The organism is Pseudomonas sp. SDO5522_S412 (genome assembly GCF_054071215.1).
Map to the genome: position 1 here is coordinate 1 of NZ_JBSVWQ010000153.1, position 13,632 is coordinate 13,632.

The following is a 13,632-nucleotide window of genomic DNA, read 5'->3' on the forward strand; positions in this document are numbered from 1 at the left end:
AATGCATCAACTGAAAGACTGCATTCGCGAGCAAGCCCGCTCCCACATTTTTTGACCGTGCTCGCTTTAGATTTTGATTTTGCTCTTCAACACTCAAGTCGGCTTTCAGGCCGCTGTGCTCTTGATCTGTTTTTGATCTTGATCTTAGGCGCCCCGTTAAACCACGCTGGCCGAACGCAGGTAGCACGGGGCAGGGACGCCCCGTCGCGGCGGCCCGCTTCCCAACGCTACTGCAAGTTGACAAACAATCCCCCGTCTACCAACAGCGAAGCTCCGGTCACATACCGCGCCATGTCCGAGGCGAGGAACACGATGGGCCCCGCGACGTCGTCGGGTTCACCCAGGCGCCACAACGGCGTGCGCGAAGTCATGTACGCCAGCTTCTCCTCGTCGGCCAAGTCTTCCTTGTTGATATCGGTGGCAATCGTTCCCGGCAGCACCGAGTTGCAGCGAATACCATACGGCCCCAACGCAATCGCACAGGACTGCATCAACGAGTGCAGCCCGGCCTTGGTCGGCGTGTAGTGCGTCTGCATCCCGCCACCCACCAGCGCACTGATGGAACTGACGGCGATGATCGCGCCGCCCTTGCTCTGGTTTTTCATCTGGTTTGCCGCCGCTTGCACGGCGAAGTAGGCGCCGTTGAGGTTGGTGTTGACCGTCTTCAGGTACACCTCACGCGGCATGTCGAGGAACGAGTGGAACGGACAGATCCCGGCGTTGTTGACGAACACATCCACACTGCCAAATGCCTTGAGCGCGCCGGCCACCAGTTTGTCGCCGGTGTCCGGATCAGCCGCATCGCCGCCCACCTCCACCGCTTGGCCGCCGAACGCCTTGATTTCCTCGATCAACGAAAACGCCGCTTCAGTGCCTTGGCCGCTACCACTGTGGCCGATGACCACACGGGCACCCTGGCGTGCACATTCCCTGGCGGCGGCGCGGCCGATTCCACGGGAGGCGCCAGTAATAATCACGGTTTTGTCTGCAAGTAACATAAGTGAACTCCTGAAAAAAAGCGGCCTCAGCCGAGATAGTTGCCGTAACCGACCATGGCAATGGCACCGAGAATCACCGCGATACCAGTGGCCAATACGCCTTTGTTGGTGGCGCTGGTGCCCTGCCATTCGCGGAAATACAGGCCCCAGCAGTTGGATACGATGATGATGAAAGACATGTGCAACACCCACGAACTGGCGTCGTTCTGCAGGCGGCTTTCGCCCATGCCGTAGAAGAAAAACTGCAGGAACCACAGGGTGCCGGCACACGCCACCAACAGGTAGTTGCCAAGCAGCGGAGTGCTGCGGTCGGTGTAGTTGTGGAACGTGCGGTTGCGCCAGTTCAGCCACAGGCACCAGAGGCCGTTGGTGGTCAGGCCACCCCACATGATCACCATGAAGGTCACGTTGTTCTGGAACAGGCTGTTGGCGCCATGCTCGACAGCCGCGGCAGCCAGTGGGCGCCCGGCTGAAATACCGTAGCTGAAGCACGCGCTCAGCACCCCGGAGATCACCGCAACCAGCATGCCCTTGGCCACCGAGAACTCGCTGATGCTGGCGAATTTCACCGCTTCCGGCACTTCTCGTTCCTTGATCAGCCCGGCCTTGCCGCACACGGCGATGCCTACCAGCGATACCGCCACGCCCCACAGCACCCAATGCCCGCCCTGGGAGGCGAGCATTGAGGTCAGGGTGCCTTCGGTGGCGTCGGTGAACAGGTCGCGATACAGCGCCGGCATCAAGGCGCCAAGGGCCGAGGTCAGGCCCAGTACCAGCGACATGCCCAGGGACAGCCCGAGGTAGCGCATGGTCAGGCCGAAGGTCAGCCCGCCGATGCCCCAGAGCACGCCGAACAGGTAGGTCCAGAGCAAGGTGCTGCTGTCGGCCTGGCGCAGGATGTCGGCCCAGCCGGGCACGGTCAGTTGCGCGGCAATCAGCGGCACGATCAGCCATGATACGAGGCCGCCGGTGATCCAGTAGCTTTCCCAGGCCCAGCCGCGGACTTTCTTGTAGGGGATGTAGAAGCTGCCGGAGGCGAAGCCGCCGATGAAGTGCAGAATCACACCGAATAGAATGATTTCCACGTAGTCGAATCCTTTTTTATTGTTGTGGTAGCGCGCTGTTTCAGCCTGGGGTAAGGCTGAACATCGGGATTAAATCCACGCTGACGGGCGAGGCGTCCGGCTGGCTGGGCATGATGTCTTGCATGTACTGCCACCACCGTTGCATCAGCGCGGTGCCCGGCAGTGCGTCGAGCCCGTGCCGCTCTTCGTGGGTCATCACGGCGAACAAGGCGTTGCTGGCCTCGTCGAGGAATATCCGGTAGTCCACCACGCCGGCATCACGCAGGGCCTGGGCCAGTTCGGGCCAGATCTCATCGTGGCGTCGACGGTACTCGGCGTGCTGGCCGGGGTTGAGGTTCATGCGAAAGGCTCGGGTCTGCATTACTTGCCTCCGTGGGGTGGCGTAGGACTGTAGATGCGCACCGCGTTGTGCAGGAAGAACTTGCCCTGTACGTCCTCGGGTTTGCCCGCCATGCAGGCTTTCACCAGGCCCAGGGTGGTGGCGAAACTGGCCAGGTGATCGCTGTTGGGCCAGTCGCTGCCGAAGAAGCAACGGTCTTCGCCAAAGGCTTCCCACAGCACGGCCAGGCGGTCGTTGTAGAACGCCGGGTCAAGGATCAGACCCTGCGGGCCGACCTGGGGGATTTCCGCCAGTTTGGCAAATACATTCGGTCGCTCTGCCAGGCGCATCAGGTCGGCGTGATACGCGGATTCTTCGCCGGCGGGCACGCTGGCATTGGGCAGGTGATCGACGATGATGCGCAGCTCGGGCAAGGCATCGTTCAAATGCAGCAGCCCTTTGATCAAGCGCGGATTGGGGTTGGCGCTGTCCAGGCCACGCCCGTATTCGGCGAGGCGGCGCAGGCCTTCGATAAAGCCGGGGCGCTTCTGGTCGTCTGGCAAATCGCGGTCCCACAGGTTGCCGTAGCGCAAACCGAGGAACAGCGGTTCATGGGCCAAGGCATCGAGGTCTGCCGCAAAGTCGCCGTGCAGCGGGTCAAGGTTGCCGACGAAACCGAGCATGCGCAGGTCGCTGCGCAGGGTCTCCAGCAACCAGCGGTTGTCGTCGCGCCACGGGCTGGCTTCCACGGCAATCGCGCCGATCACGTTATGTTCGCCTGCCAGCGGCCAATAATCCGCCGGCAAATGTGCGGCATACAGCGCGTTTCCCGGCTCGGGCCAGGGAATACCCTGGGGGCGGCGCGGGTCGAACAGGTGCAAATGGCTGTCGATGATCGGCCCGCTGTAAGGGGTAAGGGGCATAGCGCAATCCTTCGGAACAATGGATGGGGAAGGGCCCGCACGCTACCGCGCCAAGGCCCGTTGCACCACTTCAGCTCTGCAAGTACACCGCATGGGTGTGGGTGTACTCGTACAGGCCGTGCTTGCCATCGGCGCCGCCGATCCCGGATTTACGCACGCCGGCATGAAAGCCTTGCATCGCCTCGAAGTTCTCGCGGTTGACGTAGGTCTCGCCGAACGACAATTCGCGCACCGCCTGCATCGCCTTGCCCAGGTCGCGGGTATAGATCGAGGAGGTCAGGCCGTAGTCGCAGTCGTTGGCCATGGCGATGGCCTCATCCAGGTCGTCGACAATCTGAATCGGCAGCACCGGGCCAAAAATTTCTTCGCGCATGATTTCCATGTCGGCGTGGCAACCGGCCAATACCGTCGGCTGGAAGTGAAAGCCCTGGCCCAGGTCGGCGATCTGTCCACCGGTGACCAGCGATGCACCCTGGCCCAGCGCGGTGCGCACCTTGCGATTGACGCTGTCCAGGCCCTGGCGGTTGATCAGCGGGCCCATCTCCACATCGGCCTGGGCGATGGGGTCGCCGTAGCGGGTGGCGGCCATCGCGGCGCTGATGCGCTCGATAAACTGGTCGGCCACCTTGCGCTCCACGTACACCCGTTCGGCGCAGTTGCACACCTGGCCGCTGTTGATGATCCGCGAGTCGCGAATGGCGTTTACCGCGAGGTCCAGGTCGGCATCGGCGAGGACGATGGCAGGTGCCTTGCCACCCAGCTCGAGGTTGAGCTTGGTGATATGGGGGGCGGCGGCAGCCATGATCCGCGAGCCGGTGGCGACGCTGCCGGTGAAGCTGATCATGTCCACGCCCTTATGGGCGGTGAGGGCGCCACCGACGCGGCCATCGCCGCAGACCACATTGAATACCCCGGCCGGCAGGTCGGTCTCGGCCACCAGTTTGGCGAACTCGAAGCAGTTGTTCGGCGTTTCTTCGCTGGGTTTGATCACGATGGTGTTGCCGGTGAGCAACGCCGGGGCCATCTTGCGGGCGATCAAAAAGAACGGGAAGTTCCACGGCAGGATGCCGGCCACCACACCCAGGGGTTTGCGGAACAGGAAGATATTTTCATTGGGGCGGTCGCTGGTGATGATCTCGCCTTCAATGCGGCGCGCCCACTCGGCCATGTAGTCGAGGTAGTCGGCGGTGAAGTTGACTTCCACTTCCGCCAGGCCGCTGACCTTGCCTTGCTCCAGGGTAATGGTGCGCGCCAGGTGGGCGACGTTTTCCCGCAGCTTGGCGGCGATGCGGCGCAAGTGCCCGGCACGTTCGATCGCCGGTTTGCGCGCCCAGTCTTTTTGCGCATGACGTGCGGCAGCCAAGGCTTGGTCGATGTCTTCGGAGGTGGACGCCGGGACCTTCGACAACAGGGCGCCGGTGGCCGGGTTCAATACATCCAGGTGTGCATCGCTGGAGGTAAAGCGGCCGTTGATGAAGTTCTGGTAGACCGGTACGGATGACATGCTTGGCTCCTCAGTAAGTACGTGACGGTGCTTTGGCGTCGGCGGCGGGGCGATAGCGGGCCAGGGTCGACATGGCACCCTGGCGCAGCAGACTGATGTCGATGGCCACCGCAATGAACTGGCAGCCCCAGGCTTGATAGCGGCGGGCGTCGTCTTCGTTGGGGGCGAGAATGCCGCAGGCCTTGCCGGCCGCCAGCGTGGCATTGACCGCGTACTGGATGCGCTCCTGTACCTCGGGGTGCCCGGGATTGCCGGCGTGACCGAGGCCGATGGACAGGTCGGCGGGGCCTATAAACACCGCGTCCACGCCTTCCACCGCCGCAATCGCCGCGACGTTTTCAACGCCCAGGCGCGACTCCACCTGCACGATCAGGCACAGCTGTTCATGGGCGGTGTTGAGGTAATCCGACACGCCGTCCCAGCGGGTGGCGCGGGTCAAGCCGCCACCAACGCCACGAATACCGTGGGGCGGATAACGCATCGCGCGCACCAGGGCCTGGGCTTGCTCGGCGGTTTCGACCATCGGGATCATCAGCGTCTGGGCGCCGACGTCCAGCAGTTGCTTGATCAGGTTGGCGTCGCTGCTTACCGCGCGTACCACCGGGGCGGTGGTGTAGGGAGCCACGGCCTGGAGCTGGTTGAGCACGCCGGGCACGGTGTTGGGGGCGTGTTCGCCGTCAATCAGCATCCAGTCATAACCGGTGCTGGCGACGATCTCGGCGGCATAGGCGGTGGCGAAGCCGGCCCAGATCCCGTATTGCGCGGCGTCTTTACGCAGCGCGGCCTTGAAAGCGTTGTGGGGCATGTTCATGGCAGGAGTCCTCAGCGGTTGTACGGGCGATGCAATTGGCAATCGGGGTTGAGGTCCACGCCAAACCCGGGTTTGTCGAGCACCGACAGGCGCATGCGGCCATTCACCGGCACGGGTTCACCGAGCAGTTGCGGGTGGAACATCGGCACCACTTCGTCTGCCTTGGGCGCCATCATCAGGAACTCGGCGAACGGGCTGTTATGGCGGGTCGCAACAAAGTGGTAGCTGTAGACCGACGAGCCGTGGGGCACCACCAACGCATTGTGGGCATCGGCCAAGGCGGAGATTTTCACCAGCTCGGTGAGGCCGCCGCACCAGCCCACATCTGGCTGGATAATGTCGCAGCACCCCATCTCCAACAGCATGCGAAAGCCCCAGCGGGTGGCTTCGTGTTCGCCGGTGGTAACCAACATGCCTTTGGGCACGTTGTTGCGCAGCGCGGCATAGCCCCAGTAGTCGTCGGGCGACAGCGCTTCTTCGATCCATTTCAGGCCGTATTCATGGGCGCCGGTTGCCAGTTTGGTGGCGTAGTTCAGGTCCAGGCTCATCCAGCAGTCGAGCATCAGCCAGAAGTCCGGGCCGACCCGTTCGCGCATGGTTGCCAGTTCCTCGAGGTTTTTGCGCAGGCCTTCTTCGCCTTCCGATGGGCTGTAGTGCAAGGGCATCTTGCCGCCGATAAAGCCCATCTTCTGTGCGAGGTCCGGGCGGGCGCCGGTGGCGTAGAACTGCAATTCGTCACGCACCGCGCCGCCGAGCAACTGGTGCACCGGCTCCTGGCGGATTTTGCCGAGCAGGTCCCACAGCGCCAGGTCGACACCGGAGATCGTGTTGATCACCAGGCCCTTGCGGCCGTAGTACAGGGTGGACTGGTACATCTGGTCCCAGATTTTTTCGATATCGGTGACGCGGGCGCCTTCCAGGAAGCGCGCCAGGTGCTTCTCGACGATATAGGCGGCGGGCTCGCCACCGGTGGTCACGGCGAACCCGACGGTGCCGTCGCTGGCCTCGATTTCCACTACGAGCGTGCCGAGTACGTTGATCCCGAAACTGCGGCGACTCTGGCGGTACTCGGGGTATTTGCTCATGGGGGTGCTGATGTGATCGTCGATCCAGTGGCCGTCTGCCTGGTCGTGGTAGTCCGCGCCGCCGCCGCGCAGCACAAAGGCGCGCACGTGCTTGATTGTGATGTTGCCCATGGTGTGACTCCTTGATTAAACAGTGGCCGGCGTGTTCGTCGCTTTATGGCCTGGGGAATGGATACCGAGTACCAGCAAGGCTGCGACTACGGTGGTGGCGGACAGCAGGTAAAGGCCGGCCGCAGGGGAGTGAAAGGCGGTTTCTGCCCAGTTCTTCAGCACCGGGGCGATAAAACCGCCGAGGGCGCCGAAGGAGTTGATCAGGGCGATGCTGGCGGCCGCTGCGCTGCCGGCCAGGTAGCTGGACGGGAAGGTCCAGAACACCGGTTGCACGGCGATAAAGCCCGAGGCGGCAAAGCACAGGGCGAGCATGCCCAGCAGCGGGTTGGCAAAGGTCACCGAGCAGGCGATCCCGGCGGCGGCCATCAACAGGGTCAGGGACGCGGCTTTGCGGCGTTCACCGGTGCGGTCGGAGTAGCCGGGAATCCACCACGCGGCGAACAGCGCGCAGACCCAGGGAATCGCCGAGACCAGGCCCACCATCAAGCCGACCCTGGTCCCCAGCAGCCCACCGACCTGGGTTGGCAAGTAGAACACCACGCCGTAAACGCTGGCCTGGATCAGTAGGTACACCAGGCACAGGTACAGCACGCTGGGCTGGCACAGCACAGTGAGCAGGCTACGGCCGTGAGAGGTTTTGTGCTGGTCTTCGCGGTCGAGCAGGTCCTGGATCTGGCGGCGCTCTGCAACGCTCAGCCATTTGGCATCGGCGGGGCGGTTGTCCAGGTACCAGTAGGCCCAGATGCCAACCGCGGTGGCCATCAGGCCTTCCACCGCGAACAGCCATTGCCAGCCGTGCAGCCCAGAGAACCCGTCCAGCTCCAACAACAGGCCCGAGAGCGGGCTGCCGAAGATGAAGGCCAGGGGCGCGCCAAAGTAAAAGAAACCCATGACCTTGCCGCGTACGGCAGAGGGGAACCAGTAGGTGAGGTAGAGAATCACCCCGGGGAAAAATCCGGCTTCGGCCACGCCCAGCAGGAAGCGCAACAGGTAGAAGCTGGTTTCGTTATGGGCAAACATCATGGCGGCGGACACCAGGCCCCAACTGACCATGATCCGGCACATCCACAGGCGGGCACCGACGCGATGCATGATCAGGTTGCTCGGCACTTCCAGCAGCGCATAGCCGACAAAAAACACCCCGGCGCCAAAGGCGAAGGCGGCATCACTGAGGCCGGTGTCGGCCTGGAAGGCTTGCTTGGCGAACCCGACGTTGGCGCGGTCGAGGAAGGCCATGATGTACATCAACAGCAGAAAGGGCAGCAGCCGCCAGGAAATCTTGGCGAGCAAGGACGCAGGCAGGGTCTTCATTGTTCAGTCCAGTTGTTTTGTTCTTATGGGAAGGACTGTACGGCGCTCCATCTATACGCTACAAATCGAATCTCGCTTACAACTGATAACCTCAGGGTATCGATAACAAGGAAAAAAATGAGTAGTCCCGCAATCTCCCGCAGCCTGTTCAACCGACTGCGCTACAAGCATCTGCATATGCTGGTGGCCTTGAGTTCCAGCCAGAACCTGCACCGTGCGTCCCAAAGCCTGAACATGTCGCAGCCGGCGGCGACGCGCATGTTGCGCGAGATCGAGGATATGTTTGCCTGTGACCTGTTCGAGCGCCTGCCCCGGGGCATGCGCCCGACGGCACTGGGCAAGGAATTGATCCGCTTTGCCGAGTCGGCGCTGAGTGGCCTCGACCGCTGCGCCGAGGAACTGATGATGCGCCAGCAGGGCGGCTACGGGTATTTGTCGATCGGCACCATCATGGGCGCGGCGCCGGACCTTGTGATGGACTCCATTGCGCAGATCAAAACCCTCAACCCGCAGATGCGCATTCGCATCATGGGCGATACCAGCGACCAGGTGATCCAGTTGCTGGAGCAAGGCCGCATCGACCTGGCCATCGCCCGGCGCAACGCCGCCACCGACAGTGAGCATTACACCTTTGAGCCCCTGGGCAACGAACGCATGCTGGTGGTGGTGCACGCCGGCCACCCCCTGGCCCAGCGCGAGCATCTGCCGCTGGCGGAACTGGTCAGTGACTGGCCGTGGATCCTGCAACCGCAAACCAGCCCGGCGCGCATTGGTTTTGATGAAGCATTGCAACACCTGGCCTTGCCGCAGCCGGCGGACATTATCGAGTGCAGTTCGGTGTATTCCATGCAGCAACTGATTCAACTCACCGACGCGATCATGGTGCTCTCGGAAAGCGCCCTGCGGGATTACTTGAAAATGGGCCTCGTGGTGGCCTTGCCGGTGGTGCTGGAGGTGCAACTGGCACCGTTCGGGATGCTGCTGCGCAAGGGCGACCCGGTGAGCCGCGAGTTGGGGTTGTTTATCGACATGCTCAGGCAAAAGGCCGCAATGCTTTAAACATCGTGTGCAAAAGAACGTGGTATGCCGGCGGGTTATTAAATAGAATTAATCTCATTTGAGACTGACTCGCGCCGCGCAGGTTACTTGCCATGAATGATGCTGTAGTGCCGACGCACCTCGCTGAACCCAGCCTTCACACGTTGTATCGCGACCACCGCAGCTGGCTCGAAAGCTGGCTGCGGCGCCGCTTGGGCAACGCCTGGGATGCGGCCGACCTGAGCCAGGACACGTTCCTGCGGGTGCTGGCCAGCGCGCAGCCGATTGCGCAATTGCAGGAGCCCCGGGCCTATCTGGTGACGGTGGGCAAGCGCTTGCTGGTGAATTTTCACCAGCGGCGCAGTCTGGAACAGGCGTATCTCAATGCGTTGATGCAGTTGCCGGAGGCTTGCGTGCCGTCGCCGGAGCAACGCTGGTTGCTGCTGGAAACCCTACAAGCCCTGGATGAATTGCTCGACGGTTTGCCGGCGGTGGTGCGCCGCGCGTTTCTCTGGAGCCAGCTGGAAGGACTCGGCTATCGGGAGATTGCCGAGCGGCTCAAGGTGTCCGAGCGTACGGTCAAGCGCTACATGGCCCAGGCTTACGAGCATTGCCTGCTGGTGGAACTGTGAGCCGTGCTGCGCCGGATCTCGCCCGGGCGGCGGCGCAGTGGCTGGCGTTGCTGGAATCCGGCAGCGCCACCGAACGTGATCACGCCCGCCTGCAGCAGTGGCGTGACAGCCATCCCCAGCATGAGCAGATCTGGCAAAAAGCCCAATCGCTGCGCCAACGGTTTACCGACTTGCCGCCAGCGTTGGCCATGGCCAGCCTTGATCGTCCGCAACCGGGACGGCGTGCAGTACTCAAGCGTGCCTTGGGCGTCGCCGCGTTGTTGCCAACCGCATGGTTGCTCAGCCGGCAATTGCCTATCGACGTGTGGCGCGCCGACCTGCACACCGCTACTGGCGAACGCAAGCGAGTGCCGCTGTTGGATGGCAGCAGCCTGCAACTGAATACCGCGAGCGCGGTGGATGTGGATACGGCCCGGCGCCGTGTGACGCTGGTGGAAGGGGAGATGGCGTTGACGGTGCCGGGGGCTGGTGCGCTGACGGTGCAGACGCGTTATGGCCAGGTGATCGTCAGCCAGGCTGAAGTGTGTGTGCGGCAGTTGTCTTCCGGGTGTTTGGTGTCGGTGTTGAAGGGCGCGGTGCAGGTGCAGGACCTGCGTGGGCAAGTGGCGACATTGCAGGGGGGGCAGCAGGCACGGTTGCAGGCGTCGGGGATGGGCGCTGCGGTGGGGTTTGATGCGTTGCAATTGAGTTGGCGCGACGGTGTGCTGACTGCGCAGAACCAGCTGTTGGGTGATTTTTTGCGGGAGCTGGAGCGGTATCGGCCGGGTGTGCTGCGCTGGGACCCGAGCCTTGAAGCGCTGCGGGTCACTGGGAGTTTTCAGTTGGCCGATACCGATCGAATTCTTGCGTTGCTGGCGTCGACGATGCCGCTGCAAGTGCAGTCCCGTACGCAGTATTGGGTGACGTTGACGCCGCGTAAATCGGCTGCTTGATGCGATCCTTGTGGGAGCGAGCTTGCTCGCGAAGAACCTGAGAGCGCCGCGTTGAATCAGGATGCCCGCGTCATCGTTAACGACCTTCGCGAGCAAGCCTGCTCCCACATTTGAACCGTGCCCGCTTCAGCTTTTGATTTTGGGCGGACTCAACACGTGCCTTTCAGATCACATGCGCCCGTTGCAGCTCTGTCAACGCCAGTGCCTTGAGCCGCGCCAACAGCGGATCCCGCCGATCCCGCGGATGCACCAGCTCCACCGCCAGCTCCTGGCGAATACTGCTCGGCCGGTTATCCATCACCAACACCCGGTCACTCAGGTACAGCGCCTCGTCCACATCGTGAGTCACCAGCAGCAGGGCGATCCCGTGGTGCTCGGCCAATTGCAGCAGCAGGTCCTGCAGCTTCATGCGGGTAAACGCATCCACCGCGCTGAACGGTTCGTCCAGCAACAGCACCTGCGGTCGTGAATACAGCCCGCGAGCAATCGCCACCCGTTGCGCCATCCCGCCAGACAACGCCTTGGGCAACGCCTGGCCAAAACCCGTAAGCCCCACCTCATCGATCAACTGCGCGACCCAGGCCTTGTCATAGCCAACGTCATCGCTGAAACCAATGTTTTGCTCCACCGTCAGCCACGGCATCAGGCGTGGCTCCTGAAATACAAACGCGACCTCACCACCGCCTTGCAGCAGTTCCCCCTGATAGTCCTTTTCCAGCCCGGCGACGATCCGCAGCAAGGTGCTTTTGCCGCAGCCACTGGGGCCCAGCAAACTGACGGCTTCCCGCGGCTGCAAGGCCAAATGGACGTTGGTCAGCACCGTCGTCGCGCCGAAGTTTTTCCGCTCGACGCGAATGTCCAGTAGCGCTTCACTCATGCTCAATTCTCCGGGCCTTGGCCGTTGAAGGTATCGCGCCAGGCCAGGCAGCGTTTTTCCAGGGCCGCCAACAGGCCGTCGCTGATCTTGCCCAGCAGCGCCAGCACGATGATCGCCGCCAGCACAATGTCGGGCCGTGAGGTTTCCCGGCCATCGCTGAGCAGGTAACCCAGGCCCTTGGTCGCGGCGATCAACTCGGCCGCCACCAGGAACATCCACGCCAGGCTCAGGCCGCTGCGCAAGCCGGTGAACAGGCCGGGCAGGGCGGCAGGCAACAGGATGCGACGCACCAGGCGCGTGCGGCTGAAGCCATACATCTGCCCGACTTCCACCAGCTTGCGGTCGATGTCGCGAATGGCCGCGACGCCATTGAGGTACACCGGGAAGAACGCGCCGATGGCAATCAGCACGATCTTCGAGGTCTCATCAATGCCCAGCCACAGCAGCAACAGCGGCACCCAGGCCAGGCTCGGGATAGAGCGCAGGCCGGCGAAGGTTGGTTCCAGGTACGCCTCGGCCTCGCGGCTCAAGCCGACCCAGGCGGCAAACACCAGGGCCAGGCCGGCGCCGATGGTGAACCCCAGCAGCACCCGCAACAGGCTGGCGCTGATGTGTTTCCACAGCGCGCCTTCGGCGAGGTCGGTGAGGGTCACGGCGATCTCGCTGGGCGCCGGCATCTGGTAGGACGGCAGCCAGCCGATGCGCACCACCACTTCAAGGATCACCAGGATCAACACCGGCAACGCCAGGCCCTTGAGCCGCCGCGGCCAGGCGCTGCGCTGCACGGTGAGCGTTGGCGCGAGTGCGACGGGCAGGGTTTCGCTTTTGCTGCGCATGACGCTCCCCTTATGGACGAGGCAAAGCCTGGCCAAAGCTTGGGTCGATCAACTGGTCGATCACCTGATCCACATTCACCCCACGGCGCACCAGTTCTTCCGAGACCAGGATCGGCGCGGCCGCCTTGGACGACACCACGTCCTGGGCAGTGAGCAATGGGCTGCTCAAGTCGGTACGCGACAATTGCAGCTTGGCCACGTCCAGCGGCAGGCCGGATTCGTCGGCCAGCAGCTTGGCGAATTCGTCGGGGTGTTTCACCGCCCAGTTGCGGGCTTTTTCATAGGCACCGAGCACCTTGGCGATGGTCTGTGGATGCTCCTTGGCGTATTTGTCGGTCACGCTGACCACGCCGTAGCTGTTGAAGTCCTTGTTGCGGTACAGCAGGCGCGAACCCGCCTGGATTTCGCTGGCGGCCATGTGCGGGTCGAGACCGGCCCAGGCGTCCACATCACCTTTCTCCAGGGCGGTACGGCCGTCCGGGTGTTGCAGGTGCACCAGCTCCACGTCGTCCTTGCTCAGGCCGGCTTTCTGCAGGCTGCGCAGGGTGAACAGGTACGGGTCGGTGCCTTTGGTGGCGGCGATTTTCTTGCCCTTGAGGTCGCTGACGCTGTTGAACGTCGAGTCCTTGCGCACCACCAGTGCAGTCCACTCGGCGCGGCTGTACACATACACCGACTTGATCGGGCTGCCATTGGCCCGGCTGAGCACCGCCGACAGGCTGGCGGACGAGGCGAAGTCGACGCCGCCGCTGTTGAGGTATTCCAGGGAACGGTTGCTGCCCTGGCTCAACACCCAGCCGACCTTGGTTTGCGGCAGCGCTTCTTCAAGCCAGCCGAAGTGCTTGAGCACCAGGCTCACCGGGGAGTAGTAGGCGTAGTCCAGGTTGACTTGCGCAGGGTCGGTTTCCGCTGCATGGGCCAGGGGTTGCAGGCTGAAGGCGAGGGCGCAGGCGCCCAACAGGGTATTGAAGAAGGGTTTCATGGAACAGCTCCGGACAAGGCGGGAAAAGAGAAGGCTTTTCTTATATTCAGAAAATTCATATGGCATGTTCCATCATGCGTTATAGGAATATGCAGTCTCTGTGCCAGCGTCTTTGCAGGGCAGGGCAGCACCCTGGCGTAGCAACTGTCGAGCCCAAGCGAGGCTGCGTTCGCGGTGTTTCAGACAGA

General features: G+C 62.7%; 14 protein-coding genes. 3 read left to right on the plus strand and 11 right to left on the minus strand.

All coding sequences use genetic code 11. From position 1 onward, the window contains the following. Positions 1-227: 227 nt before the first annotated feature. From ACW9I6_RS23710 to ACW9I6_RS23745, 8 genes are all read right to left on the minus strand, one after another. Positions 228-998: an SDR family NAD(P)-dependent oxidoreductase gene (locus tag ACW9I6_RS23710; RefSeq protein ID WP_457339902.1), complete on the minus strand. Its 771-nt coding sequence runs from the start codon at positions 996-998 to the stop codon at positions 228-230. 26 nt (positions 999-1,024) lie between these two features. After that, on the minus strand, positions 1,025-2,083 hold the full coding sequence (gene rhaT, locus ACW9I6_RS23715; RefSeq protein ID WP_177019630.1) for an L-rhamnose/proton symporter RhaT: 1,059 nt from the start codon (positions 2,081-2,083) through the stop codon (positions 1,025-1,027). A gap of 40 nt (positions 2,084-2,123) precedes the next feature. Next, positions 2,124-2,444 carry an L-rhamnose mutarotase gene (gene rhaM, locus ACW9I6_RS23720; protein ID WP_087693855.1) on the minus strand — a complete coding sequence of 107 codons (321 nt, stop codon included), beginning with the start codon at positions 2,442-2,444 and terminating at the stop codon, positions 2,124-2,126. Beyond that, the gene (locus tag ACW9I6_RS23725; RefSeq protein WP_457339903.1) at positions 2,444-3,325 is read right to left on the minus strand and encodes an amidohydrolase family protein; all 882 of its coding nucleotides are present in this window, start codon (positions 3,323-3,325) and stop codon (positions 2,444-2,446) included. Before ACW9I6_RS23725 ends, rhaM begins: the two co-directional genes overlap by 1 nt. 70 nt (positions 3,326-3,395) lie before the next feature. Beyond that, complete coding sequence (gene aldA / locus ACW9I6_RS23730; RefSeq protein WP_457339904.1) at positions 3,396-4,829, minus strand: aldehyde dehydrogenase; 1,434 nt, start codon at positions 4,827-4,829, stop codon at positions 3,396-3,398. A 10-nt stretch (positions 4,830-4,839) separates the two neighbouring features. Beyond that, positions 4,840-5,640, minus strand: a complete 801-nt coding sequence (locus tag ACW9I6_RS23735; protein ID WP_457339905.1) for an aldolase/citrate lyase family protein — start codon at positions 5,638-5,640, stop codon at positions 4,840-4,842. 11 nt (positions 5,641-5,651) lie between these two features. After that, positions 5,652-6,836 (minus strand): L-rhamnonate dehydratase, encoded by a 1,185-nt coding sequence (rhmD, locus tag ACW9I6_RS23740; protein WP_177019627.1) that lies wholly within the window; start codon positions 6,834-6,836, stop codon positions 5,652-5,654. A 15-nt stretch (positions 6,837-6,851) separates the two neighbouring features. After that, positions 6,852-8,147, minus strand: a complete 1,296-nt coding sequence (locus tag ACW9I6_RS23745) for an MFS transporter (RefSeq protein ID WP_457339906.1) — start codon at positions 8,145-8,147, stop codon at positions 6,852-6,854. 117 nt (positions 8,148-8,264) lie between these two features. Here ACW9I6_RS23745 and ACW9I6_RS23750 point away from each other — a divergent pair, with 117 nt between their 5' ends. The 3 genes from ACW9I6_RS23750 to ACW9I6_RS23760 all read left to right on the plus strand — a co-directional run bounded on the left by ACW9I6_RS23750 (position 8,265) and on the right by ACW9I6_RS23760 (position 10,749). Next, complete coding sequence (locus ACW9I6_RS23750; protein WP_087693849.1) at positions 8,265-9,206, plus strand: LysR family transcriptional regulator; 942 nt, start codon at positions 8,265-8,267, stop codon at positions 9,204-9,206. Positions 9,207-9,298: 92 nt separating this feature from the next. Beyond that, positions 9,299-9,817, plus strand: a complete 519-nt coding sequence (locus ACW9I6_RS23755; RefSeq protein ID WP_087693848.1) for a sigma-70 family RNA polymerase sigma factor — start codon at positions 9,299-9,301, stop codon at positions 9,815-9,817. Beyond that, entirely contained in the window at positions 9,814-10,749 is a 936-nt protein-coding gene (locus ACW9I6_RS23760) for a FecR domain-containing protein (RefSeq protein ID WP_457339907.1), read from the plus strand. The genes ACW9I6_RS23755 and ACW9I6_RS23760 overlap by 4 nt, the downstream gene beginning before the upstream one ends. Positions 10,750-10,912: 163 nt before the next feature. Here ACW9I6_RS23760 and ACW9I6_RS23765 read toward each other — a convergent pair whose 3' ends face one another. From ACW9I6_RS23765 to ACW9I6_RS23775, 3 genes are read right to left on the minus strand one after another with little or no spacing between them, the layout of a single operon-like run. After that, positions 10,913-11,626 (minus strand): ABC transporter ATP-binding protein, encoded by a 714-nt coding sequence (locus tag ACW9I6_RS23765; protein ID WP_177019626.1) that lies wholly within the window; start codon positions 11,624-11,626, stop codon positions 10,913-10,915. A 2-nt stretch (positions 11,627-11,628) separates the two neighbouring features. Beyond that, positions 11,629-12,462, minus strand: coding sequence for an ABC transporter permease (locus ACW9I6_RS23770; RefSeq protein WP_003217006.1), 834 nt, complete (start codon positions 12,460-12,462; stop codon positions 11,629-11,631). 10 nt (positions 12,463-12,472) lie between these two features. Next, a complete protein-coding gene (locus tag ACW9I6_RS23775) occupies positions 12,473-13,444 on the minus strand; it encodes an aliphatic sulfonate ABC transporter substrate-binding protein (protein ID WP_177051391.1) in 972 nt (323 codons plus the stop codon). Between the last annotated feature and the right edge of the window lie 188 nt (positions 13,445-13,632).

Coding starts and splice junctions, on each gene's coding strand:
- ACW9I6_RS23710 (WP_457339902.1), bottom strand. CDS start 998: ATGTTACTTGCAGACAAAACCGTGATTATTACTGGCGCCTCCCGTGGA.
- rhaM (WP_087693855.1), bottom strand. CDS start 2,444: ATGCAGACCCGAGCCTTTCGCATGAACCTCAACCCCGGCCAGCACGCC.
- ACW9I6_RS23725 (WP_457339903.1), bottom strand. CDS start 3,325: ATGCCCCTTACCCCTTACAGCGGGCCGATCATCGACAGCCATTTGCAC.
- aldA (WP_457339904.1), bottom strand. CDS start 4,829: ATGTCATCCGTACCGGTCTACCAGAACTTCATCAACGGCCGCTTTACC.
- ACW9I6_RS23735 (WP_457339905.1), bottom strand. CDS start 5,640: ATGAACATGCCCCACAACGCTTTCAAGGCCGCGCTGCGTAAAGACGCC.
- rhmD (WP_177019627.1), bottom strand. CDS start 6,836: ATGGGCAACATCACAATCAAGCACGTGCGCGCCTTTGTGCTGCGCGGC.
- ACW9I6_RS23745 (WP_457339906.1), bottom strand. CDS start 8,147: ATGAAGACCCTGCCTGCGTCCTTGCTCGCCAAGATTTCCTGGCGGCTG.
- ACW9I6_RS23750 (WP_087693849.1), top strand. CDS start 8,265: ATGAGTAGTCCCGCAATCTCCCGCAGCCTGTTCAACCGACTGCGCTAC.
- ACW9I6_RS23755 (WP_087693848.1), top strand. CDS start 9,299: ATGAATGATGCTGTAGTGCCGACGCACCTCGCTGAACCCAGCCTTCAC.
- ACW9I6_RS23765 (WP_177019626.1), bottom strand. CDS start 11,626: ATGAGTGAAGCGCTACTGGACATTCGCGTCGAGCGGAAAAACTTCGGC.
- ACW9I6_RS23770 (WP_003217006.1), bottom strand. CDS start 12,462: ATGCGCAGCAAAAGCGAAACCCTGCCCGTCGCACTCGCGCCAACGCTC.
- ACW9I6_RS23775 (WP_177051391.1), bottom strand. CDS start 13,444: ATGAAACCCTTCTTCAATACCCTGTTGGGCGCCTGCGCCCTCGCCTTC.